The following is a 22446-nucleotide window of genomic DNA, read 5'->3' as shown; positions in this document are numbered from 1 at the left end:
CTGACACAGAAACTAGCATCACGACACCACACGTAAAAGGTGCCCCAGTGTCGTCTAGAACACATGCGCTTTTGTAGAGTAGAAGCGTAGAGAATAGCGTGAGGCGAACCCGCCTACGTGAAACAAGGAAGGGCCTACATGTTCAAAAAGGTTCTGGTTGCCAACCGCGGTGAAATCGCGGTTCGCGCATTCCGAGCGGCATACGAATTGGGAGCGTCAACCGTCGCAGTTTTCCCATACGAGGACCGCAACTCTGAGCACCGCCTCAAAGCTGACGAAGCGTACTTAATCGGAGAAAAAGGACACCCGGTTCGCGCGTACTTGAGCGTCGATGAAATCATTCGCGTCGCAAAAGAATCAGGTGCTGACGCGATTTACCCAGGTTATGGTTTCCTCTCCGAAAACCCAGATCTAGCGCGCGCGTGTGACGCTAACGGAATCACATTTATTGGGCCCGCCGCGGACGTTTTGCAGATGGCCGGAAACAAAGTCGATGCTCTTGACGCTGCTCGACGCGCCGATATCCCAACTTTGGCTTCGACACGACCTTCGGCAGACCTCGACAAGCTCCTCGCCGAATCAGAAGACATGGAGTTCCCACTTTTCGTCAAGGCAGTCGCCGGTGGTGGTGGACGCGGTATGCGTCGTGTGAACTCCCGCACTGAACTTGTCGATGCACTGAAAGCAGCGATGCGCGAAGCCGAGGGAGCCTTTGGAGATCCCACAGTCTTCATCGAACAGGCTGTTCAGCGCCCTCGCCACATCGAAGTCCAAGTTCTCGCTGACAACGACTCAAACGCAGTTCACCTGTTTGAGCGTGACTGCTCTATCCAACGTCGTCACCAGAAAGTCGTCGAAATTGCACCCGCTCCACACCTCGAACCGGAGATCGCGCAGGCACTTCACGAAGACGCCCTGAAGTTTGCCCGCGCCCTGGGATACCAGAACGCAGGAACTGTGGAGTTCCTTCTTGAAACCGAAGGTCCACGTAAGGGAAAGCACGCGTTCATCGAAATGAACCCGCGAATCCAGGTGGAGCACACGGTTACTGAAGAAATTACCGACGTCGACCTCGTGCAGTCGCAGATGAGGATCGCGGCTGGCGCTTCGTTGGAAGAACTTGGTCTGACGCAGGACAAAATTCACATCAAGGGTGCTGCGTTGCAGTGCCGAATTACTACTGAGGACCCCGCCAACTCGTTCCGCCCGGACACTGGAACGATCACGGCTTACCGCTCTGCTGGTGGTGCCGGTGTGCGCCTTGACGGCGGAACCGTGTATGCCGGCGCCGAGGTGTCTGCCCACTTCGACTCCATGTTGGTGAAGTGCACCACCCGCGGACGCACGTTCGAACAGGCTGCATCGCGCGCCAACCGCGCGTTGGCAGAGTTCCGTATCCGAGGTGTAGCTACCAACATCGGTTTCTTGCGTGCCGTCCTCGCTGACCCTGCGTTCCAGGCTGGCGACCTCGCTACGACCTTCATTGAAGAGCGTCCGTACCTTCTTGAAGCAAAGGTCGGTGCCGACCGTGGCTCGAAGCTTCTTGAGTACCTTGCGAACGTCACCGTGAACCGACCACACGGATCTTCGCCTGTTGCCCTTCAGCCAAAGGACAAGCTCCCTGCTTTCGATGTATCAGGTGAGGCTCCTGCCGGTAGCCGTCAGAAACTCCAGGAGCTGGGACCTGTTGGTTGGGCTCGCGCTCTGCGTGAGGACACGGCTCTTCGAGTCACCGACACCACGTTCCGTGACGCCCACCAGTCGCTTCTCGCAACCCGTGTGCGTACCCGCGACCTCGTGGATGTTGCACCGTATGTCGCACGGATGACGCCCGAACTTCTCAGCGTCGAAGCATGGGGTGGTGCAACCTATGACGTCGCTTTGCGCTTCCTCGCAGAAGACCCATGGGAACGCCTCGAGAAGTTGCGCGACGCCATGCCTAATCTCAACCTGCAGATGCTCCTGCGTGGTCGCAACACCGTGGGATACACCCCGTACCCCACCAAAGTGACCGACGCGTTCATCGAGGAAGCGACGCGCACAGGTGTAGACATTTTCCGCATCTTCGACGCTCTCAACGATGTCAACCAGATGCGCCCAGCGATCGAGTCCGTGCGCAACACGGGAACGGCGGTTGCCGAGGTCGCACTTTGCTACACTTCGGACCTCAACAACCCCAACGAAAAGCTCTACACACTGGACTACTACCTCAACCTTGCTGAGGAGATTGTTCAGGCTGGCGCTCACGTCCTCGCGATCAAGGACATGGCTGGGCTCTTGCGTCCGGCAGCTGCCAAGAAGCTGGTTGCTGCTCTGCGTTCCAACTTCGACCTGCCGGTCCACGTTCACACCCACGACACTGCTGGAGGGCAGCTAGCTACACTCATCGCAGCGGCTGAAGCTGGGGCTGATGCCGTGGACGCAGCCAGCGCATCGATGGCCGGAACAACCAGCCAGCCTTCGCTGTCAGCGCTGGTCGCCGCGTTTGAAAACACCGAACGCGACACCGGTTTGAACCTGCGTAACGTTGAGGACCTCGAACCTTACTGGGAAAGCGTTCGCAACGTTTACAAGCCATTCGAATCGGGACTTCCAGGACCAACCGGACGCGTGTACAAGCACGAAATTCCGGGTGGACAGCTCTCCAACCTGCGCCAGCAAGCAAATGCTCTGGGGTTGGGTGAGAAGTTCGAAGAAATTGAAGACTTCTACGCTGCGGCTGACAAGGTCCTCGGCCACCTCGTGAAGGTCACACCTTCGTCTAAGGTCGTGGGTGACTTGGCCCTGCACATGGTCGCAGTGGGCGCAGATCCTGAAGACTTCGCTGAGAACCCGCAGAACTACGACATCCCAGACTCTGTTGTCGGATTCCTCAGCGGCGACCTCGGCGACCCTCCAGGCGGATGGCCAGAGCCCTTCCGCACTAAGGCGCTGGAAGGACGTACGCACAAGGCACCTGTGAGTGAACTAGCACCTAGCGACTCCAAGCTTTTGGACGAACCGGGTGAAGTCCGCCGAGACACTCTTAACCGTCTGCTCTTCCCGCAGCCGGCCAAAGAGTTCCTCAACATGCGTGACACTTACGGCGACCTTTCTGTTCTCAACACCACCGAGTACTTGTACGGTATGGCCGAGGGTGAAGAACACGCCGTTGTCATCGACAAGGGTAAGGCTCTGTTGCTGGGCATCCAGGCTATTGGTGCGGCTGACGAACGCGGTATGCGCACCGTCATGTGTACGCTTAACGGTCAGTTGCGACCGCTGTCGGTTCGCGACGAGTCCATCAAGGTTGACGTTGCGGCCGCAGAACGCGCCGACACTTCCAACCCTGGTCACGTGGCCAGCCCGTTCGCCGGTGTTGTCACCCTTCAGGTGAAGGAAGGCGACGAAGTCAAGGCGGGACAGACGGTTGCCACGATCGAGGCTATGAAGATGGAAGCCTCGATTACCAGCCACATCGATGGAACGGTCTCCCGCCTGGCGATTGGCCCAGTCGCTCAGCTTGAAGGTGGAGATCTAGTCGTTGTGATCGATGGCTAATCGCACGATTCGGACGTTTGGGGATCCGGTTCTGCGCACAGTGTGTGAACCGGTGACCCAGTTCGGTGAGTCAACCGTGGCGCTGGCTCAAGACTTGTTGGACACCGCGGCGCCAGAAGGTCGCGCCGCGGTGGCTGCCCCGCAGATTGGGGTAGCTGTGCGCGCGTTCGGGTACGACTTGCACGGTCGTAGGGGAGTGGTTTTCAACCCCGAGGTCGTCACTCGTGGCGAGCGTCGCGATATTGACGAAGGTTGTTTGTCAGTACCGGGCTTGTTTTTCCCAACGCCTCGCTACGAGTTTGCGACCGTGCACGGGGTGGATGAACACGGACAACCCATTGAGGTTTCCGGCGACGGTGTCTTTGCACAGATGTTGCAACACGAAACCGATCACCTCAACGGTGTTGTCTACGTTCAAACTCTTCCGTCGGAACGGCGCAAAGAAGCCATGCGCCAGATTCGTCAGTCTGACTGGTTTATGAAGTAGTCGCGAATCCGCTCTACTTGTCCCCCCGTTCTGCCACGGCCAGTCGGACACAAGCGACGAGCCCTTCCACCGCCGCTTCGAGTTCTTCCAGCGGAGGCATGGATGGTGCCAGACGGATGATTGAGTCAGTGGGGTCCTCACCGTACGGGTGCGTGGACCCCGCTGGCGTGAGTTTGACCCCAGCCTGTGCGGCGAGTTCGACTGTGCGGGTCGCTGTTCCGTTGGGCACGGTCAAAGTGATGAAGTAACCACCGTGAGGTTTGGTCCACGAAACACCTTCAACGTTCCCCAGGTCACGGTCCAAAATCTTCTCTGTCACCTCAAACTTAGGCTGGAGAATCGCAGCGTGTGCCTGCATGTGGGCGCGCACACCGTCAGCGTCACGGAAGAAACGTGCGTGACGAAGGTGGTTGATCTTGTCGGGTCCGATGGACGTGGGGGAGAGGCACGCTTCGTACCACTCCATGTTTTGTTGCGAAGACCCGATGAACGCCACGCCTGCGCCTGCTTGGGTGATCTTGGACGTGGAAGCGAAAATCCATACGCGGTTCGGGTTGCCGGCCTGGCGGCATACGTCCAGGATGTCGAGAACGGGCGCTTGGTCGTTTTCGCCCAAGTGGTGTAGGGCGTAGGCGTTGTCCCACAGAAGCTTAAAGTCCGGTGTCGCCGGAAGCTCAGCGAGCGCTTTAGCTCGTTCAGGCGACACATTGACGCCCGTGGGGTTCGAATAGGCGGGGACCACCCACATGCCTTTCACGTCTTCGCGCTTGGTGTATTCGGCGACTTGTTCGAGCACAGGCCCTTCGTCGTCCATCTCAACGGGAATCAGTTCAAATCCTAGACTTTCAGCGAGTCCAAAATGCCGGTCATAACCAGGGACGGGGCACAGGATTGCGCGCTTCTGACCAGCCCATGCAGAACCGTCTGGCGAGTCGTGTAGAAGGTGGAACTGCAGGATCTGGCTCATGAGGACAAGCGAGGAGTTCCCTTGTGCGTACAACTGTTCGGTTGGTACGCGCAGAAGAGAGGAGAAGATCTCACGAAGTTCTGTCAGCCCCTTTAGACCGCCGTAGTTTCGGGTGTCCACGCCGTCTGCCGAGGTGGCGGTTTCGTTGGTGACGTTGGTCAGCAGTTCGGCGGAAAGGTCGAGTTGCTCGGCTGATGGCTTTCCACGTGTGATGTCTAGGGACAGCCCGCGCTCTTTGAACGCGTTGTATTCCGCTTGGGCTTGTGCGAGATTTTCCATGTTAAAACCCTGACTTTCGTGATCCTCTACATTCACTATCCTAAGCATCATGCTTCATGCGTTACGACGCCCCTCGGTCATTTTCGGTGCCGGTCTTGGGCTTCTAGTGAGCTTGCTGTGCTTCTTCCCCGCGGCTTTCAGCCTTCACACCGTTACTGGGTTCGTTCACTTTACTGCTATGCGGCCGTTTGCGCTGGCCACGGTGGGTGCCGCGGTGCTCGTTGGTTTTCTTGCGTGGGCGCTGTTCCGGTCTCCCATGTTGCTTTCTATGCTTGTGGTAGTTGCGCTGTTCACGGCAGGTGTGGGAGTCCAGTGGGCGTCAAAAGGTTTGCGTAATTCGGCCGAGGTGGCAGCACCTTCTGGGGATTCGCTCACCGTGGTAAGTGCGAACGTATTGATTGGAAACAATTCGTATGACCGGTTGTTTCAGCGGATTCGTGATACGGATGCTGACATTGTCGCGATGCAAGAAGCTGCTCATACAACTGTTGAAGACAAGCTCGAGAAGTACGGGCTAGTGGACAAGTACCTGGTCACCCCAGAAACCCCGACTGCTTCGCCTACGGACGCAGATTCTCTATTACTGGTGAAGAAGAATCTAAAACCTCAGGTCATTGACTCACACACATTGCCGTTTGCTACGGCGGGTGTTCGTACCTCAATTGGTGAGGTCTATTCGGTTCATGCCCACGCGCCCGTGCAACGTTCTGTTGATCAGCGTAATTGGGCTCGAAGTGTGAAGACTGAGCGTGACTTGTGTGAGCATGCGACATTGCTCGCTGGAGACTTCAACGCAACCACTGATTCACCGCTCATGCGCACGGGCCGGTGTGTAGATGCCGCGGATGAACTCAAAATGGGAGCCAGGGGAAGTTGGCCGTCGTCATGGTCAAGTCTGTTAGGGGCACGTATCGACCACCATCTGTATAACCACAACGTTCTGACTCCTTATAAAGGTGAAATGTTCGTGGTTGACGGGAGTGATCACCGGGGTCTGCAACTTTCATACGCGGTGCAGGGGAACTGATGGTACAGCCAAAGATCACGAATCGACTTCATGGGCGGAACTTTGGTCAATCTCCTCATGCGTATGACCAGTTTCGTCCAGGTTATCCGGACGAAGCGCTTGATTTTTGTGTGAATGCAACACCAGGCCCACGCGTGATCGATGTGGGAGCGGGAAGTGGAAAACTCAGCTCCGCGCTAAGCGACCGTGGCCTGAACGTTGTGGCGATCGATCCAGACTCCTCGGCCTTGGAATTGAACCCATGCCGCTCTCTTGTGGGCACAGGCGAGAACATCCCTGTAGCTGATGCGAGCGTCGATATGGTGACGTTCGCTCAGTCGTGGCACTGGGTCGACGCAGAGCTGACTGTTAAGGAATGCGCCAGGGTATTAGTGCCTGGGGGAGTAGTGGCTATTTTGATTAACCAGTTAAACGTTTCGCATGACTGGGTCATGCGGATCGCGCGAATCATTCACGCGGGCGACGTGTATCGAGAGGAATGGCGCCCCAAACTTAGCGACGCTTTTGGGGACGTTGAGGCCCATGTGCGCACGTTTAAGCAAGAGGTCACCTTTGACGACGTAGTGGGTCTTGCGTCTACGCGTTCGTATTGGTTGCGTTCGGGACAACACCAGCGTGATCGGATTGTGAGCAACTTGCGGGATTACTTGTTCCGCGAAAATCCCATGGGGGAGAAGCTTCAACTGCCGTATGTGTGCCTCACCTACGTGGCGAGGTTGAATGAGTAAAGGTCAGACAGGGGAGATGTTCCCCCGTCTGACCCTTTATAGAAGGCGCGTCAGCTGTGCGCCATGTTTTCCTTAGGCATCCACGTTGGAGGAGCCTGGGTTGACTGCGGTGTCTGCCGAGGTGGTGTTACCGCTGTGCGAGATCGAAATTTTGCGTGGCTTAGCTTCTTCGGAGACTGGGATGGTGAGTGTCAGAACACCATCTTTAAAGTCTGCAACGATACGGTCGACAGCAATCCGGTTGCCCAGGGTGAGCTGACGAGCAGCGGTACCGGTTGGGCGTTCGCGGGTGAGCCATTCAATCCCGTCGCTGACTTCAGCATCACGTTCTGCGCGCACTGTCAGGGTGCGGTCTTCAACGTCAACGTCGATGCTTTCAGGGCGGACACCTGGCATGTCGATGCGTGCCACGTAGTTCTCGCCGTCACGGAAAAGGTCCATGGGCAACGCAGTCGAGTTGCTACGGGTAACTTCAGAGATGAAGCGGTCAATGTCACGGATTGGGTCAAAGCGAGTAGCCATAGAAGGTCACCTTCCTTGTTATGAACTCTGTACATTGAGCCTAACGCACTCAACTTAGAAATTATTCCGCGAGTAAGTGAACTCTACGCGAAATTCAGAGCTCAGAGGAGGCGGGCCAGATGACCTACTTAACATAATGTATATTATCGGCTAATTACCCATGGCAGGGCTTAACCGGCAAAGTCAGTTTCTTTAAAGAACCTCGTATGACACCGAGATGACGCCACTGCTGTAACCGCCCACAGACTTCATGGCGGCGACAGAAAGATCCAAGCAACGCCCACCGACGTATGGTCCACGGTCATTGATGCGAACAACAACCGATTTACCGTTAGCCTTGTTGGTGACTTTCACACGACTGTTCATCGGAAGCGACTTGTGAGCTGCCGTCATAGCGTTTGCGTTGAAGCGTTCACCGCTAGCCGTAGGCCCACCATGTGTACCATCACCATTGCCATACATGGACGCCTTGCACGTTCCGCCCTGTCCCGAAGCCTTTGTGTTGTGAGGCTTGTTCGAGTCGTCTGCCGAAGCGCCCTTAGGGCTAGCCTTAGAGCCACCCTTAGAGTCGCTTGATTGTGACTTAGAGTCGCTTGATTGTGACTTAGAGTCGCTTGATTGTGACGATTTACTCTCAGATTCTTGTTCTGGAGCTTTCGCTTTTGCGACAGGCACGGCCACCTTGCTCTGCTTCTTGGCCTCTTCTTCGTGCTTCTTCACTTCAGCGACCTGTTCAGAGTCGCTTTGAGGCAGAGCAAAGTCAGGCTCATAGTAGTCGCGACCAGAAGCCTGCGCTTCAGCGTCAGGGCTGGGCTCCCCCTGGCCGTTATTCACAACGCCAGCCACAGCAATCGTGGCAATGGCAGCCGTTGGGATAGCAATTGCCGCCATAACGGGCGTGCGCCGCCCAGAGGCCAATACGCCTGCAGCCGATGCAGGCTCACCGTGACGGCCACCCGATGACTTACGGCGAGCAAACAGATCTTTGAGTGAACCTTGCGTAGCCGATTTTGATGCCGAGTGCTTACCCATATACGTTCCTTAATACCTCTAAAACTTGCACAGACTAAGCGCAGGACCACTGGCCCCAGCCGGCTTTAGCCTGCAACATCTTTGCGCGCTTGAACTGTTCGCGCGGGTGGGCATCAATAGGATTGCCCTTGCCCCCAACTGATCGCCATGTGGCCAACTTAAACTGGAACAGACCAAAGTGTGCGCGGTTGGACTTGTTGATGGCGCGCGGATTGAATGTGGATTCACACTTGACGATTTTGTACCAGCGTGATCCGGGACCACCCAGCATGGCCTTGATCTCAGCTGTGCTCATTGGCGATGAGTAATCGCCACTTGCGTCGCCCGCGTCCGCATCAGATGACCCGCTGGAGCTCGATGAGCCTTTCCTTGACGAACCCTTCTTCGATGAGCTCTTCTGTGATGAACCTGAGCTTTGCGAGGAAGAAGATGACGACGCCACAGGCTCTTCCTCTTCTGGCTGTGGCATGGCCAAAGATACCTCGCCGTGGGATGCGACATCCTTCGATTGATCCTCGGCTGTCTTGAAGTCCTTTTCGTGTTCGTTGGAGCCGGACTGTGGCTGTTCAACAGCAAGCGTTTCAGGCTTTGTGGAGGCCTCCGCCGAGGTGTCTCCCCCTTGGGGTGCACCAACGACTCCCGCGACAGCCACGGCAACGATCGCTACCGTTGGCACTGCGATAGCTGCCATCACTGGCGCTCGGCGTCCAGATTCTAAAACCGTCGCTGCCGACAGCTTTTTAGATTTTTTCGGTTGCGAGTGGCGACCTGTTTCTTTGGTACGAGAGAAGAGATCGAGAACAGACCCACGAGTTTTCTGTGATGCGTGCTTGCCCATGTGAAATGCCTTTACAATCTCGTTACCTTTCCGTGACAGTTGTAAAGCATATATAACAAACTGTTACTTTTTCAAGCCACGAGAGTGTGAGTTACATTGACATGCGTGCAACAGCGCATGTGCGTTTATTTACGCGAGAAGAGGGCCACTCCCCTGCGCGTAAGGTCCGCACTCTTAGAAACGCCAGTAGCAGTGAGCTGGCTAAGGAAGTCGACACCGTTGTGAAGGGCTTCGCGCACGTTTTCGACACCCTTGTTGAGTCGTTCTTCAGACGCATCCACAACATCAGCAGGTCGCGTGCTTCGTATCCGTACGCGCGTCGTGTGAGCGGTAGTGGCCACCCGTTCGCGGATTGTGCGTGATGTAGCGTCCTGAACATCTGACTGCGTTGCGTTTGTCATATCTCTATTCTGGTCGCAAGCCCTTGTTGGGTCAATATGTGCAGGGAATACAAGGCCGCGGTACGATGTTCTGGTTGTATTCCCTTCCGCTATTATTGAAAGGATCTCGATGAGCGAACGTAGCTTGCGTGGTACACAGCTGGGATCTCGGTCGTTAGAGTCTGAAGTCGGCGTTGAGCCTGCACCCCGCCAGCACGTCGAGTATGTATGTGAGGACGGGTACACGTTCACCGTTCCTTTTTCGATCGACGCTGAAGTGCCTGCTACGTGGGACTCAGGAGCGCACGGGATTGGTGTTCGCAGTGGCGAACAGGAACCGGACGAAGAACCAGAAAAGGCTGCACGTACGCACTGGGACATGCTCTTGGAACGTCGTAGTTTTGAAGAATTGCAGGTGCTTCTCGACGAACGTCTGGCTATTCGTCGGGGTGAGGCTACTCCGGAGATCTAGTAGACACACGGCTTACAAGAGCCTTCACTTGAGATGTGCGCCGGGACGCTCCCCATACAGCCACTCGAGTGAAGGCTTCTTTTATGATTCCGCCGTCCATCTTCGACTCCCCCAGTTCACGTTCGACAAACGTGATAGGGACTTCGACGATCGAAAAACCGGCCAGCGCGACCCTCATGGTCATGTCAATTTGAAAGCAGTAACCCGCCGATTCCACCTGCGTGAGGTCAATTGTCTCTAAAACCTCGCGCTTGAACGCACGGAAACCAGCCGTTGCGTCGTGAACACCTAGACCTAAAGCGATATTGACGTAGACGTTTGCTCCACGCGACAACACGTGGCGGTTACGGGGCCAATTCACTACCGCTCCCCCGGGAACCCAACGTGAACCAATTGCCAAATCTGCGCCAAGCGCCACTTGTTTCAACAACTGTGGCAAATCACGCCCGCGGTGTGAACCGTCAGCGTCCATTTCACAGATCACTTCATAGTCACGTTCGAGCGCCCATGTAAACCCAGCGATATAGGCCGGCCCTAATCCGTTCTTCTCAGTGCGTTGCAGCAAGAACAAGGTGGATTCATAGTCGGCCGATTGCCGTACCCACTCCCCCGTGCCATCAGGCGAACCGTCGTCGACAACCAAAATATCGACGTCGTTGTATGTACGGATCGCTTGAATGGTGATGGGTAATGACTCGCGCTCGTTGTACGTGGGGATGACGACTAAAGTTTTCACTTCTGCAATGCTACACGGACTCACTCGGCACGTCGTGTGACCGACCGCCTACCCAGATTGTTCGCACATGGGGAAAAGCCTCGTTTAAGTCAGGGAGACCTGGGGTTCCCGATCTCGGATCTGTACTCCACGCAGCGACTCTGGGATCGGCAACCTGTACCACCAGTGAGGTCGCCGACCACCGAACCATGTCTACGGTGGTTCCGGGCGCGAGAACGCCACCTTCAAACTGACCCAGCGCTCTGAACCCAAAACGCGTCGATGCATTAAACGCCGCGCGTGCAGAAAGCCCATTCTCTACACCGGCACGAACAGCTCCCCAGGGGTTCCCGGCCAAAGAAAAGCTCACCTGCGCACCTGCATTGAACAGTGCGTGCAAGTCACGTGTGTGATGAGGGTTCACGGTCACTGCAAGTCCTGAGCCGCCCCACACCTCGGGATCCACATCCGTGTCGCACCCAACCATGACACGCAACCCCGCCCGCTGCGCGGCGGTCTTCCACTCACTGTCACGCACTAAACCTTCGAGCTCTGCAAGGTCCGCCGCAGAATCAACACAAACAAAAACTGGGTCCGTCACATCGTTGGCTTCACGGACATCCTCGACCCGGACTGCGCGGCGTCCTTCGCGCGCGTCAGTAGGGTATGCGACAACGTGGGGATCTGAAACTGCCTCGCACTGTTCGCTAGTGCCGATCACATGAACGCTTGTCACACCACACGCTAAATAGTCGTACCCGTCCGTGTTTCGAAGGTCCACAGCTGCGTCAACAAAACCTGGTGCCACGAAGTCGCCGTCGAGCGGCGTACCAGAACTCACCGCCTCATCAGATCCCACCCACACAACAGTGTCATCGTCGTAGGTGATCGCCGTTGCGAACGGGTCGGCACTCGAATAAACGTCTCCACCAAATAAAGTTTCACTCACGCGCCACACATTAACGCACTTTCAGGTGTTCACATGTAGGGTTTAGTGCGTGACTGGCCTTGTAATCATCGACACGCCCGCGCTCTACTATCGTGCGTTCTACTCCGTCCCCAGCTCATTGACGAGCTCAGACGGTACGCCCGTGAACGCGTTACGCGGCACGCTCGACGCTATTGCGACTCTGGCAACTCGGCTGAACACTACCCGTTTCATTGCCGCCAGCGATGCCGCGTGGAGGCCCACGTTTCGGACTCAGATTGTGCCTGCTTACAAGGCGCACCGAGAACGCGAGGACAAGCCCGGCACTGAAACTCCTGACGAACTTATCCCCCAGATCCCGCTCATTTATCAAGCATGCACGCTCCTGGGCATGCCCGTGGGTCACATCGAGGACACGGAAGCCGATGACGTGATTGGCTCAGTCGTCCGCCAGTGGGACGGCCCAATTACGGTCGTCTCTCCCGACCGCGATCTTTTATCGCTTCTCAGCCCGGACAAACAGGTCACGTTGCTACGACCTCGGCCACGGGGACAGTGGGAAGAAACCACCATTCACGACCTTCCTGAGCTTTACGGAGTTCCAAACGGGCAGCGTTACCGCGAGCTCGCTGCTCTGCGTGGCGACCCGTCGGATGGCTTGGAAGGCGCTACCGGAATCGGCGAGAAGACCGCTGCGAAGCTGCTTGCCGGATACGGCACGCTCGACAATGTTTTCGAAGCTGCCAAACGAGGAGTGAAGGATCACGGCCTGTCGCCCAAGCGCAGGGAGAACCTGCTCGAAGCCGAAGACGCGGTTCGCAAGAACGTGGAGGTTATGACAGTCCTTACTGATTTAGACGTCGGCAACCTCATCGAAGCCTCTGCCACAATCACCCCAAACATTGCGGGTCTAGAGGACTTCGCTCAGTGCTACGGGGTTGAAAGGTCAATTGGCCGACTCACAGATACCTTCACGTCCCACGCACCACAAAAGGCACCGCCAACGTCGTGGGCGGACGAACCCATGTACGCATTTGACCTTGAAACTACCGGTCGTGACCCCCACACAGCGCACATCGTGAGTGCTGCACTCATTGACATGCGCACCCACGAAACCTGGGAATGGCTCATCTACCCAGAAGGCGAGATCCCGGCTGAAGCGTCAGCTGTCCACGGGATCACCACTGAGTATGCCCGCGAGAACGGTATGCCACGAGCACAGGCAATCGCCCAGATACACCAGGTTTTCGCAGAACGCACTCCCGCGTGTATCGTGGCCCACAACGCGCCGTACGACCTCACAATCTTCGCCCGCGAATGCGCACAGTACGGCCTGGCCCTCCCAGACTTCTTCGTCATCGACACGCTCGTGATCGACAAGCACGCTGAACCTTTCCGCAAGGGACCCAGGACGTTGGACGCCGTGTGTGCCCGTTGGGGAGTTTCACTCGACAACGCTCACGACGCAACGGCAGATGCCCGCGCCTCGGGCCTGGTAGCCCTGGCAATCGCAGACGCCTTCCCAGAACTCGCCCAACTGAGCGCGGAACAGATCCACGGCGCGCAAAAAGAATGGAAACGCGACCAAGCTGCGCGTCTGCAAGAATATCTTCGGACTCGACGCAACCCCAACGCGGTCGTTGAGCATGAGTGGCCCTTTCTAACCCGAGGAGAACACTGATGGGACTTTTCGACAAACTCGTCAATAAACCCGGTTCGCAAGCCAAAAAACGTGTTGGCTGGTTTGACAAGGTCCTCAAGGATTTACCGGAGTCGGACTACGAAGACCTCGAACGCTCGGAGTTTCCTTCCACCGCCACCAAGATTTTTGAAACCGGCGACAAGCGCGAACAGCTCACCAAGTTCGCGGCTCTTGTTCGGGTGGCAGCCGAAAAGACTCTTGAACAGCGTCCCTACGACGTGCAGCTCCGTGGCCTCGTAGCGCTTCTTGACGGCATGGTGGTCCAAATGGTCACCGGTGAGGGTAAAACCCTGGTGGGTGCGATGGCGGCGGCTGGGTATGCCCTCCAGGGACGCTACGTACACGTGGTGAGCGTCAATGACTATCTGGCGGCGCGTGACGCTGAGTGGATGCGTCCGCTGTTTGAGCTTTTAGGTGTGAGTGTTGCGTCGATTCAGGAGTCAGACGACGATGCCACGCGCAGGGAGGCGTACAGCGCCGAGGTCGTTTACGGTTCCGTGCAAGAAATCGGCTTTGACCTGTTGCGGGACAGATTCGTGGAGGATGACGCGGATACTCGGGTACCACCTCGGGATGTGGTCATTGTGGACGAAGCCGACTCTGTTCTCATTGACGAGGCGCGTGTTCCGTTGGTCCTGGCAGGGTCGACGAACGTTGAGGAAGCAAACTTCGAGATTGCTCGTTTTGTCGAAAAACTTGAAGATGGCGTCCACTTTGAGGTGAGCGACGATCACAAGGCCGTCTCTTTGACCGATGAGGGCATCGACCTTGCAGAGAAAACGCTCGATGTTGATTTGTTCGGCGACGATGCTGACACACTCGCTGCAATCAACCTGGCACTGTATGCGCAAGCGCTCGTCCACCGGGATGTCGACTATCTGATTGTCGACGGAGCAGTGAAACTCATTTCGGATTCCCGAGGTCGTGTTGCTCAACTTCAAAGGTGGCCTGATGGCCTTCAAGCCGCGGTTGAGGCGAAGGAGAAACTCGAGACGAGTGAGTCCGGAGAAATTCTTGACCAGATGACCGTTGAAGAGATGATTCACGGCTACCCCACCGTGTGTGGCATGACGGGAACGGCTCTTGCGGTGGGCGATGATCTGCGCGAGTTCTACAACCTTGAAATCGCTGCGATTGAGCCGAACGTGCCCACGATTCGCGAAGACGAGCCTGACAGGTTGTACACGTTCCAAGAATCTAAAGAACGCGCGATTGTCGACGAGGTACTGGACCAGCACAAGAGGGGCCGGCCCATTCTGATCGGAACGCGTTCGGTCGCCGAATCGGAAAGCTTGGCTTCCCGACTGCAAGCACGCGGAATCGACAGCGAGGTTCTGAACGCGAAAGACGATTCACGAGAAGCCGAAATCATTTCACGCGCCGGTGCCAAGGGCGCCGTCACCGTGTCCACCCAGATGGCCGGGCGCGGTACCGACATTCGCTTAGCGGATGAAGAAGTCGCTGACCTGGGCGGTCTTTTGGTAATCGGTGCTGGCCGGTATCCGTCTTCACGTTTGGATGACCAGCTCCGAGGTCGTGCCGGCCGTCAGGGCGACCCCGGCACTTCAGTGTTTTTCACCTCCTTGGAAGACAGTCTCTTGGACCGGGTGCCGGACGCACAGAGGTTCGTAGAAGACGGTGATGAGACCGGGTTCATCGACTCCAAGCGCGCGGCTCAGATGGTCGAGCACGCACAGCGCATTGCCGAGGGTGAAAACACCGCGATCCACCGTGACACGTGGCGGTTTAACGAACTCATGGCCAAGCAGCGGCAACTGGTTCTCAAGCGACGCGACAAGGTACGTGAAGGCGACGGTGTTGCCGAAGTCCAGGAACGTCTGGACGAAGAGTTTGTGAAGCGTCACTCCGATCTCGATGACGCAATCGTGGAGCAAGCGATCACTTCAGTGTTGCTGTTTAAGATCGACGAACGTTGGGTCGACCACCTGGCGTATCTCAACGATCTACGTGAAGGTATCCATTTGCGCACGCTGGCACGCGAAAAACCACACGAAGCGTTCAACTCTGAATCCGTGCGCGTTTTCTCTTCCTTCTGGGACGATGTTGTTGACGGAGCCGCCCAGGTTCTCAACGACGCCACGATCACCGAACAAGGTCTGGACTTGGAGACCTACGGTTTGAAACGCCCGTCGTCCACGTGGACCTACTTGGCAGCGGAATCAACCTTTGGTTCCGACGTCGAAAACATCGTCAAGCGCGTGCGCAAGTAGAGAAAAGCTTCGTCAACGTTGCTGAGCAACTAGCTGTCCAAAACAACGCCACGTCGGATCGACATGGCGGCGCGTTTGATGACTTTTGCAGTGCTCGGTTCGACCACGTTCTCCACTTGGCCCAACAGGTCCAAGGTTTGCTTCGCCCAGCGGACAAAGTCACCTGCAGAAAACTCGGCACTGCCCATTGCGCTGCTGAGAGTTTTGCCTTCGGTCCATGCGAAGATGGCTTTCATCATTCCTGGATCCGGTTCAGGCGTAATGGGTAGACGCGAATCTGTTTCGATGTGGAACAGCTGATTCCACAGTTGCTGAAGTTCACCAAACGCCTTTTGCAGATGCTTTGATGGGAGACGAGGAACCCCTGCCTCTTCGCGACGTGCCTGATACACCAGGCTTGACGCCAGTGCGGCGACCTCGGGTTCGGTGAGACGGTCCCATATGCCTGCACGTACCGACATTGCGGTAAGTAGGTCACGTTCGCCATAGATTCGGCGAAGAATCCACGAATCGTCGGGCAAGAACTTCAACGTGACAAGAACATTGCACACGCGATCGAACACATGGGCGATCGACGAGGTGCGCCCCTCAATCTGGTGGGTGAGGCTGGAAAGCTCTTTCTCCACCTTTGCCACCCGTTCTGCCCATCTGGCGTGGGTTTCACGGTCTGGACACTCATGGCAGGGGTGATCGCGCAACTGCTGGCGTACCAGTTGGATTTCATCTTGGCCCACGGTAGGAGCTTTGTGCTTGGAACGCGGAACCGCAGCGGGGTCCTTCAGTCGTCCTTCGTCCAGGGCTGATTCCACAATGGCTTGCACTTGCCTGCGATGAGCAACCACACGGTGATTGAACTTCTTCGGCAGTTTGATTCGGCCCAGCTTCACTGCTGGCTCAGTGACTTCGTGCGGGCGCAAGTGCCACACTTTTCCAGACTCCGTGAGCACCGTTGGCAGACGCACACCATGATCGTCGTTGCGTAGCGCTTGCAAAACAACGCACGCGCCAAAACCGCGACGGCTCGGAATGAAGATGGTGTCTCCCACGCCCAGGTGAGAGAGCGATTCGATGACATCGCGCTGGCGTAGCTTGCTGCGTTGATTGCTTGCACGCTTCTCTAGTTGCGCAATCGTCCTTCGCAGGCCCGCGTACTCGGAGAAGTCTCCGTAGGAACACTCCATAGCCGACTCGTAGCCAGCGAGAGTTTCTTCCTTCGACCTCACACGTCGGGCAAGACCAACCACAGCGGCGTCGGCTTGATACTGGGCAAAGGACGTTTCCAAGACCTTCTTCGCGTCCTCACTTGTCATACGGGCAAGCAGGTTCGCAGCCATGTTGTACGTGGGGGTGAACTGGCTCTTGAGCGCATACGTGCGTTTCGAGGCAAGAGCCGCGATATCGGCAAGCTCAATCTGTGGGTTCCACACAGTGACCGCGTGACCTTCCACGTCGATCCCCCGGCGTCCCGCACGCCCGGTGAGCTGTGTGTACTCGCCGGGCGTGATCTGCACATGGGATTCGCCATTGAACTTGGTGAGTTTCTCTAGCACCACTGTGCGCGCCGGCATGTTGATACCCAACGCAAGTGTCTCGGTAGCAAACACCACTCGCAAAAGTCCGCGGACGAACAGCTCTTCAACAATCTCTTTAAACTGTGGAATCAGGCCTGCATGGTGAACCCCAATTCCCTGCATGAGGCCCGCGGAGAAGTTGTGGAAACCTAAAACGCCTAAGTCCTCAGCGGGGAGTTCTTCGCTCAAGTCATCCAGGCGCCGCGCAATCTCCTGCTTCTCACGGGTCGATGTGAGGTCCACTCCCCCAGCTAGACACTGCTCGAGTGCATCGTCACAGCCATTGCGGGAGAAGATAAAGAAAATAGCAGGAAGCAGGTTTGCGCTTCCCAAAGCCTCAATGACACTACTTCTCGCAGGGCGACGGAAGCGGGTGAAGTAACGACCTCGGCGGCGGTTTCCCGGGGAGGGTTGGAAACGCCGCACGTACCTTTCCAACTCTTTATTCACGTTGTATCCCCGAGGAGCAAACAACGGGAAGATGTCCGTTCCCACGCACGCGTGGTTGTGAAGTGGGACGGGGCGGTGTTCCGACACGATCACGTCAGTGGAGCCACGCACTTCTGCCAGCCACGCCCCGAATTCTTCAGCGTTCGACACGGTGGCGGACAGACTCACTAACAGCACGTGGATGGGCAGGTGGATGATCACTTCTTCCCAGACCGGCCCTCGGAAGCGGTCGCCCAGGTAGTGAACCTCGTCCAAAACCACAAACCCGAGGTCGCTTAAGTCGGTTCCGGAATAGATCATGTTGCGCAACACCTCGGTGGTCATCACCATGATCTGAGCGTCGCGCCGGATTGACACGTCACCGGTGAGCAGTCCCACCGACTCTTCACCATACGCATCGCATAGTTCGTTGAACTTCTGGTTCGACAGCGCCTTGATGGGTGCCGTGTAAAACACGCGAACCCCACGGCTCACAGCGAGTTTGACGGCAAACTGGGCAACGATGGTTTTACCCGCCCCAGTTGGGGCAGCCACCAAAACTGAACGTCCGTCGTTCAGAGCTGAACAGGCTCTCAACTGGAAGTCGTCGAGTTCAAAAGACAGCTCGTTGCGGAACTCTGCAAGAGGACCAGTCATGGTTCCTTTTTTAGCTTGGAACTGCGCATATGCTTCTGCGGGAGTGGGGTGGTCCATATCCTCACTCTAACCGACAGGCCGTCAGTCCTCTTCGACCCACGTACCCTGGGCAATCATTTTCCGTTTGCGACGTTTGTCATTCACCGCACACACGATCCATGCCAGGAAGAACATGAACAGCATGGGGACCATCAGGTAGAACATGGAGATCGCGTCTGGTGACGGAGTGGCGATGGCCGCGAAGGTGGCCGCTAACATGACGACCCAACGCCACGAACGGCGGATCGTCTGAGCTCTGAGCACGCCCATGAAGTTCAGCCCCACCAAGATCACGGGCAGAACAAAAGCGATCCCAAACACCACGATGAGCAACATGGTGAACGACAAGTAGTCCTGGGCGGGAACAATGTACGACGCGCCTTGCGGAATGAGCGAGCCCAGCGCCTGGATCGCTTTTGGAAGCGCAAAAAAGGCCAACGCTGCGCCGGCGAAAAACAGTGGCAGAGCGGCCGCGAGAAACCCGAATACGTATTGACGTTCCTTCTTTGTGAGGCCGGGAACCACAAATGCACACAGTTCGTACAGCCACACCGGGGCCGTCACGATGAACCCGATAAAGACAGACACCTTGAGTTTGAGATCGAAAGGTGAGGCGATGCCTGCGAAGTTCAGTTCGGCAGTACGGCCCTGGGACTCTGCAACGTCGTCCAAGGGCCGTTTTAGTAGCACAATGACAGGGTCATATAAGAACCAGCCCACCACGGCTCCAATTAGGAGCGCGATGAGCGCCACGATCATTCGATTGCGTAGTTCTTTAAAATGCCCCATAAGGGGCATGGTTCTGTCAGGGTTTTTCGAACGTTTCACTTATCGGTGTCGCGTACCGACTGCGTCGAATCTACGTGCGAGCGTGTAGCTTTGTCTGTAGCGTCTTCGGAACGGGAGGACTCAAGTTCGGCTGGGGTTTCGTTCGAGTCGTCGTTCATCGACTTGACTTCGTCGCGGAAGATTTTGGCCGACTTCCCCAGGTTCCGCGCCAACGATGGCAGTTTGGAAGCTCCAAACAGCAGGATAATGATGACCAAAAGTATGATGATGTGGGACGGCTCCGGGCGCATAAAGCATTCTCCTTATTTTCGATCCACACTATTCTAAACGCTCAAGCGCGGCACGTGCATACTCCCCCGGCTCAATAGCCAACACGTGTCGCCCGTGCATCATGAGCAGTTGCACGATCCAGTCTGCGGAGAACACGGTCAACTCAAGTGTGACCGTACCGGGTCCGTGCGTGTCAAAGCTCACAGCCCGAGGTGTCAGTTCGTCAACGAGCCACGCACCTTCGCGTGCAAAGCTGATGCGGCAGGTCTCCCCGTAGTTGTTTTCGTCGCTGCCCTTTTGTGCCGGTTCCGAGGTGGTTTCCCAGTTGCGAATGTAGTCGACGCGAAAGGATCGATGTGCTTGTTTGTCGTGACAGTAGGCGTCTAAATACCACTGGCCGTCAAGGTTGAACTCGATGGGAGAAATAGTGCGGGTGGTGATTTCGTCCCGGCTGCGAACGTAATAGTCGATTGTGAGCGCAGTGCCCGTCTTCAGCGCGTGAGTGACGGCTGAGCGCAACTCAGGGGACACCTCGGCGGGTTCGAAACTCACCGCATCCGACTCCCACTCCCCCACGGCGTTACGTAACTTCTCAATGACAGACTGGGCGACCTCGGGGGTTTCTGATCCTGCGGACTCTAACGCCATGAGCAAGAGGTGCGCTTCTAGACTGGACAGACGAACCGGAACGTCAACGCCTTCCGTGTTGCTCAATGACACGATCCCGTCGTTTTCCCACACGTCGATTTTTGCGCCGTAGTCGCCGGGCATGCCGCTGACCAGCAGAACGTCGAGGTAGTCGCGTACCGTACTTTCCTTGAGACCAAAAACCGCGGCGAGTTCAGCGATGGGCACTTCTTCTTTTTTGGTGATGTACGCAACCAGGCTGATCAGCGTTGTCACCACTTGTGGCGTGCTACTCACCGGCGAGCTCCTTCAGGCATTCAACCGTTTGGCGGTACCCGTCTTGATATGCCTGAACGACCTCGGACGGCTCCAACGGTTTCACAAATGACCCCAGACCCAGCATTTCAGATATGAATGCGTGCGTGTCTGTCACGTCCACGGTGAGGCGGTCCCAGTCATCATCAATATGCGTGACGTTCTGAGCTCGCGCCCTCAAGTCTTCACCGCGCCCCCGAGCAACAGCTACTGTCGCACTCACGGTGGGATCGGACCGCACATAATCACGTGCCGAAAAATCCTGTGGAATGTCGTACGCGCCTGCACGGTACTTGGGGTGATGCTTGACTTTTCCTACGATCCGACTGAGCCTAAACACCCTGATCCCTTGCCGGTTCACGTCATAGCCCACAACATAAACTCGCGGGCCCCGGCTTAGAACCCCGTATGGGAAAAACGTGCGTACTTCTGGCTGTCCACCCGCCTTACGGTATGTGAACGTTTGGGGCCTGCGCTCTTCAACTGCGTCGATAAACCGGCCGGTGAGTTGAGTGTTGGTAGCAGCAGCCGGAACAGGGACGTCGCGTTGCGTGAGGTCTTCACCTAGACCCGTGAGCTTAGTGATAGCGCGCGCCGCTGGCCCGGTTTGTGGAAGCCACACGGACGCTGCCCGGAGCACCTCCACCTGAGCGGGTGTAAAGGATATTTCGTCCAAGGCATAGTCGGCATCAGTAATGCGATAGCCGTACACCACGTCTTCATTGGGGCGGTTGTTCCAGCCGGTGCTGGAGATGTTGATCCCCATGCCTCGCAGTGTTGCTTTATCACGTTCAAACATACGGTTGAACGCGTCATCGCTCAGGTTTTCGTACCCTTCAACATGTTCGCGGATTTGCGCTTTGCTCATCCATATTCGCGTATTGCGCAGCGCGAAGAGCAGGTTGAGAAGCCTTTCATACTGCTTGCGAACCGGAGCCGCAACCATTAGCCCACAGCAGCCAAGATGTCGACGACGAACACCAGCGTGGCGCCTCCTGGGATGTTGGGCGGTGACCCAGCGTCACCGTAACCCTTATCGGCGGGAACGACCAGCAGAATCTGCGAACCGACCTTTTGACCCGTCACGCCTTCTTCCCATCCGGCGATGACTTCACCGGCACCAGGGGTAAAGGAAAACGGTTGTCCACGATCCCAACTTGAGTCAAACGGTTTGCTCGTGTCATCCCACAGCCAACCCGTGTAGTGGACACTGACCTTTTGACCTTCTTTGACCACTGGCCCGTCACCCTCAATTGCCGGCTTAACCGTCAGCTCTTTCGGTGCGTCACCCTTTGGTTGAGAAATGGATGGTTTTCCATCCTTGTCCCGTGTCACTTGTGGCAGGTCGCCGGGAATCTCTTTCTCTGTTCCTTCAGCCTTCGACAGGATTTCCGGCGTCTTGTCGACCTTCACAATGTCCCACACGTAGATGAGAGTCTGGTTTGGCTGGTTTCCGCCCGGGCTGGCGTTCTCCACCATAAGAACACGGCCACCTTCTTGAACACCCACAATGGCGTCAAAGAGGCGCTTGCTAATCTGCTGGTCATCCACGGGGAAACCAGATGGCTTCGAGTCATATGACGATTCGACTACTTTGCCGGACTCACCAGAAACCACTGTGTAGTGAGCAGTGACCTGAAGGCCTTTGTCTGCCTTCTTCCCCGATCCCTGTTCCAGAGTCTTGTGTGCGTTTTCAGCCGCAAAAGGGGTTTTGACTTCGACTTCTGGCTTCTTGTTGGTTTCGCCAGAAACCTTGATGTCGTCAATTGACCCGTTCTGTTTCTGTTCTTGTTGATCGGTTGACGTGGGTTCGTCTTCTTTGCCACCGCAGCCGGTCAGGACTAGAGCTGAAACGGCGACCGCGCACACAAGTTTTTTCACTGGCTTCCTCTCTATTGCCC

General features: G+C 56.5%; 20 protein-coding genes. 7 read left to right on the top strand and 13 right to left on the bottom strand.

Translation table 11 applies throughout. From position 1 onward, the window contains the following. Nucleotides 1–138: 138 nt before the first annotated feature. Nucleotides 139–3540, top strand: coding sequence for a pyruvate carboxylase (locus tag HMPREF0183_RS07875; protein ID WP_005884767.1), 3402 nt, complete (start codon nt 139–141; stop codon nt 3538–3540). Continuing rightward, nucleotides 3533–4027: a peptide deformylase gene (locus tag HMPREF0183_RS07870; RefSeq protein WP_005884765.1), complete on the top strand. Its 495-nt coding sequence runs from the start codon at nt 3533–3535 to the stop codon at nt 4025–4027. Before HMPREF0183_RS07875 ends, HMPREF0183_RS07870 begins: the two co-directional genes overlap by 8 nt. A 13-nt stretch (nt 4028–4040) precedes the next feature. On the opposite strand, the gene HMPREF0183_RS07865 is transcribed toward HMPREF0183_RS07870, so the two are convergent. Then, nucleotides 4041–5273, bottom strand: coding sequence for an aspartate aminotransferase type Ic (locus tag HMPREF0183_RS07865; protein ID WP_040348591.1), 1233 nt, complete (start codon nt 5271–5273; stop codon nt 4041–4043). A gap of 49 nt (nt 5274–5322) precedes the next feature. Between HMPREF0183_RS07865 and HMPREF0183_RS07860 the strand changes: the two genes are divergently transcribed. Next, the gene (locus HMPREF0183_RS07860; protein ID WP_005884762.1) at nt 5323–6300 is read left to right on the top strand and encodes an endonuclease/exonuclease/phosphatase family protein; all 978 of its coding nucleotides are present in this window, start codon (nt 5323–5325) and stop codon (nt 6298–6300) included. Continuing rightward, complete coding sequence (locus tag HMPREF0183_RS07855; RefSeq protein ID WP_005884760.1) at nt 6300–7028, top strand: class I SAM-dependent methyltransferase; 729 nt, start codon at nt 6300–6302, stop codon at nt 7026–7028. The genes HMPREF0183_RS07860 and HMPREF0183_RS07855 overlap by 1 nt, the downstream gene beginning before the upstream one ends. Before the next feature lie 72 nt (nt 7029–7100). Here HMPREF0183_RS07855 and HMPREF0183_RS07850 read toward each other — a convergent pair whose 3' ends face one another. From HMPREF0183_RS07850 to HMPREF0183_RS07835, 4 genes are all read right to left on the bottom strand, one after another. Then, complete coding sequence (locus tag HMPREF0183_RS07850; RefSeq protein WP_005884758.1) at nt 7101–7550, bottom strand: Hsp20/alpha crystallin family protein; 450 nt, start codon at nt 7548–7550, stop codon at nt 7101–7103. A gap of 192 nt (nt 7551–7742) precedes the next feature. Next, the gene (locus tag HMPREF0183_RS07845) at nt 7743–8582 is read right to left on the bottom strand and encodes a septal ring lytic transglycosylase RlpA family protein (RefSeq protein ID WP_040348587.1); all 840 of its coding nucleotides are present in this window, start codon (nt 8580–8582) and stop codon (nt 7743–7745) included. Between the two features lie 34 nt (nt 8583–8616). Beyond that, entirely contained in the window at nt 8617–9273 is a 657-nt protein-coding gene (locus tag HMPREF0183_RS13290) for a transglycosylase family protein (protein ID WP_005884754.1), read from the bottom strand. Between the two features lie 272 nt (nt 9274–9545). Further along, complete coding sequence (locus tag HMPREF0183_RS07835; RefSeq protein ID WP_005884752.1) at nt 9546–9821, bottom strand: hypothetical protein; 276 nt, start codon at nt 9819–9821, stop codon at nt 9546–9548. A gap of 109 nt (nt 9822–9930) precedes the next feature. Between HMPREF0183_RS07835 and HMPREF0183_RS07830 the strand changes: the two genes are divergently transcribed. Next, a complete protein-coding gene (locus HMPREF0183_RS07830; protein ID WP_005884750.1) occupies nt 9931–10272 on the top strand; it encodes an RNA polymerase-binding protein RbpA in 342 nt (113 codons plus the stop codon). Here HMPREF0183_RS07830 and HMPREF0183_RS07825 read toward each other — a convergent pair. Together HMPREF0183_RS07825 and HMPREF0183_RS07820 are read right to left on the bottom strand one after the other, a co-directional pair. Continuing rightward, on the bottom strand, nt 10256–11008 hold the full coding sequence (locus HMPREF0183_RS07825) for a polyprenol monophosphomannose synthase (RefSeq protein ID WP_005884748.1): 753 nt from the start codon (nt 11006–11008) through the stop codon (nt 10256–10258). The two genes, HMPREF0183_RS07830 and HMPREF0183_RS07825, sit on opposite strands and share 17 nt — an antisense overlap. Nucleotides 11009–11018: 10 nt before the next feature. Further along, nucleotides 11019–11936, bottom strand: coding sequence for a hypothetical protein (locus HMPREF0183_RS07820; RefSeq protein WP_005884746.1), 918 nt, complete (start codon nt 11934–11936; stop codon nt 11019–11021). A 49-nt stretch (nt 11937–11985) separates the two neighbouring features. Here HMPREF0183_RS07820 and HMPREF0183_RS07815 point away from each other — a divergent pair, with 49 nt between their 5' ends. Both HMPREF0183_RS07815 and secA2 read left to right on the top strand, forming a co-directional pair. Beyond that, nucleotides 11986–13596 (top strand): 5'-3' exonuclease H3TH domain-containing protein, encoded by a 1611-nt coding sequence (locus tag HMPREF0183_RS07815; protein WP_005884744.1) that lies wholly within the window; start codon nt 11986–11988, stop codon nt 13594–13596. Continuing rightward, nucleotides 13596–15848, top strand: a complete 2253-nt coding sequence (secA2, locus tag HMPREF0183_RS07810) for an accessory Sec system translocase SecA2 (RefSeq protein ID WP_005884742.1) — start codon at nt 13596–13598, stop codon at nt 15846–15848. Before HMPREF0183_RS07815 ends, secA2 begins: the two co-directional genes overlap by 1 nt. Before the next feature lie 29 nt (nt 15849–15877). On the opposite strand, the gene HMPREF0183_RS07805 is transcribed toward secA2, so the two are convergent. From HMPREF0183_RS07805 to HMPREF0183_RS07780, 6 genes are all read right to left on the bottom strand, one after another. Further along, entirely contained in the window at nt 15878–18562 is a 2685-nt protein-coding gene (locus tag HMPREF0183_RS07805; RefSeq protein WP_005884740.1) for a DEAD/DEAH box helicase, read from the bottom strand. A gap of 24 nt (nt 18563–18586) precedes the next feature. Continuing rightward, entirely contained in the window at nt 18587–19333 is a 747-nt protein-coding gene (gene tatC / locus HMPREF0183_RS07800) for a twin-arginine translocase subunit TatC (RefSeq protein WP_342610896.1), read from the bottom strand. Nucleotides 19334–19368: 35 nt separating this feature from the next. After that, the gene (gene tatA, locus HMPREF0183_RS07795; protein ID WP_005884736.1) at nt 19369–19623 is read right to left on the bottom strand and encodes a Sec-independent protein translocase subunit TatA; all 255 of its coding nucleotides are present in this window, start codon (nt 19621–19623) and stop codon (nt 19369–19371) included. A 28-nt stretch (nt 19624–19651) separates the two neighbouring features. Next, entirely contained in the window at nt 19652–20527 is an 876-nt protein-coding gene (locus tag HMPREF0183_RS07790) for a helix-turn-helix transcriptional regulator (RefSeq protein ID WP_040348580.1), read from the bottom strand. Beyond that, a complete protein-coding gene (locus HMPREF0183_RS07785; protein ID WP_169309671.1) occupies nt 20520–21413 on the bottom strand; it encodes a helix-turn-helix transcriptional regulator in 894 nt (297 codons plus the stop codon). The genes HMPREF0183_RS07790 and HMPREF0183_RS07785 overlap by 8 nt, the downstream gene beginning before the upstream one ends. Nucleotides 21414–21490: 77 nt before the next feature. Continuing rightward, nucleotides 21491–22426, bottom strand: a complete 936-nt coding sequence (locus tag HMPREF0183_RS07780; protein ID WP_005884731.1) for an FKBP-type peptidyl-prolyl cis-trans isomerase — start codon at nt 22424–22426, stop codon at nt 21491–21493. Between the last annotated feature and the right edge of the window lie 20 nt (nt 22427–22446).

Origin of the sequence: Brevibacterium mcbrellneri ATCC 49030, from assembly GCF_000178455.1 — a bacterium.
Lineage (GTDB): Bacteria > Actinomycetota > Actinomycetes > Actinomycetales > Brevibacteriaceae > Brevibacterium > Brevibacterium mcbrellneri.
This window is presented reverse-complemented; position numbering and strand designations above follow the sequence as displayed.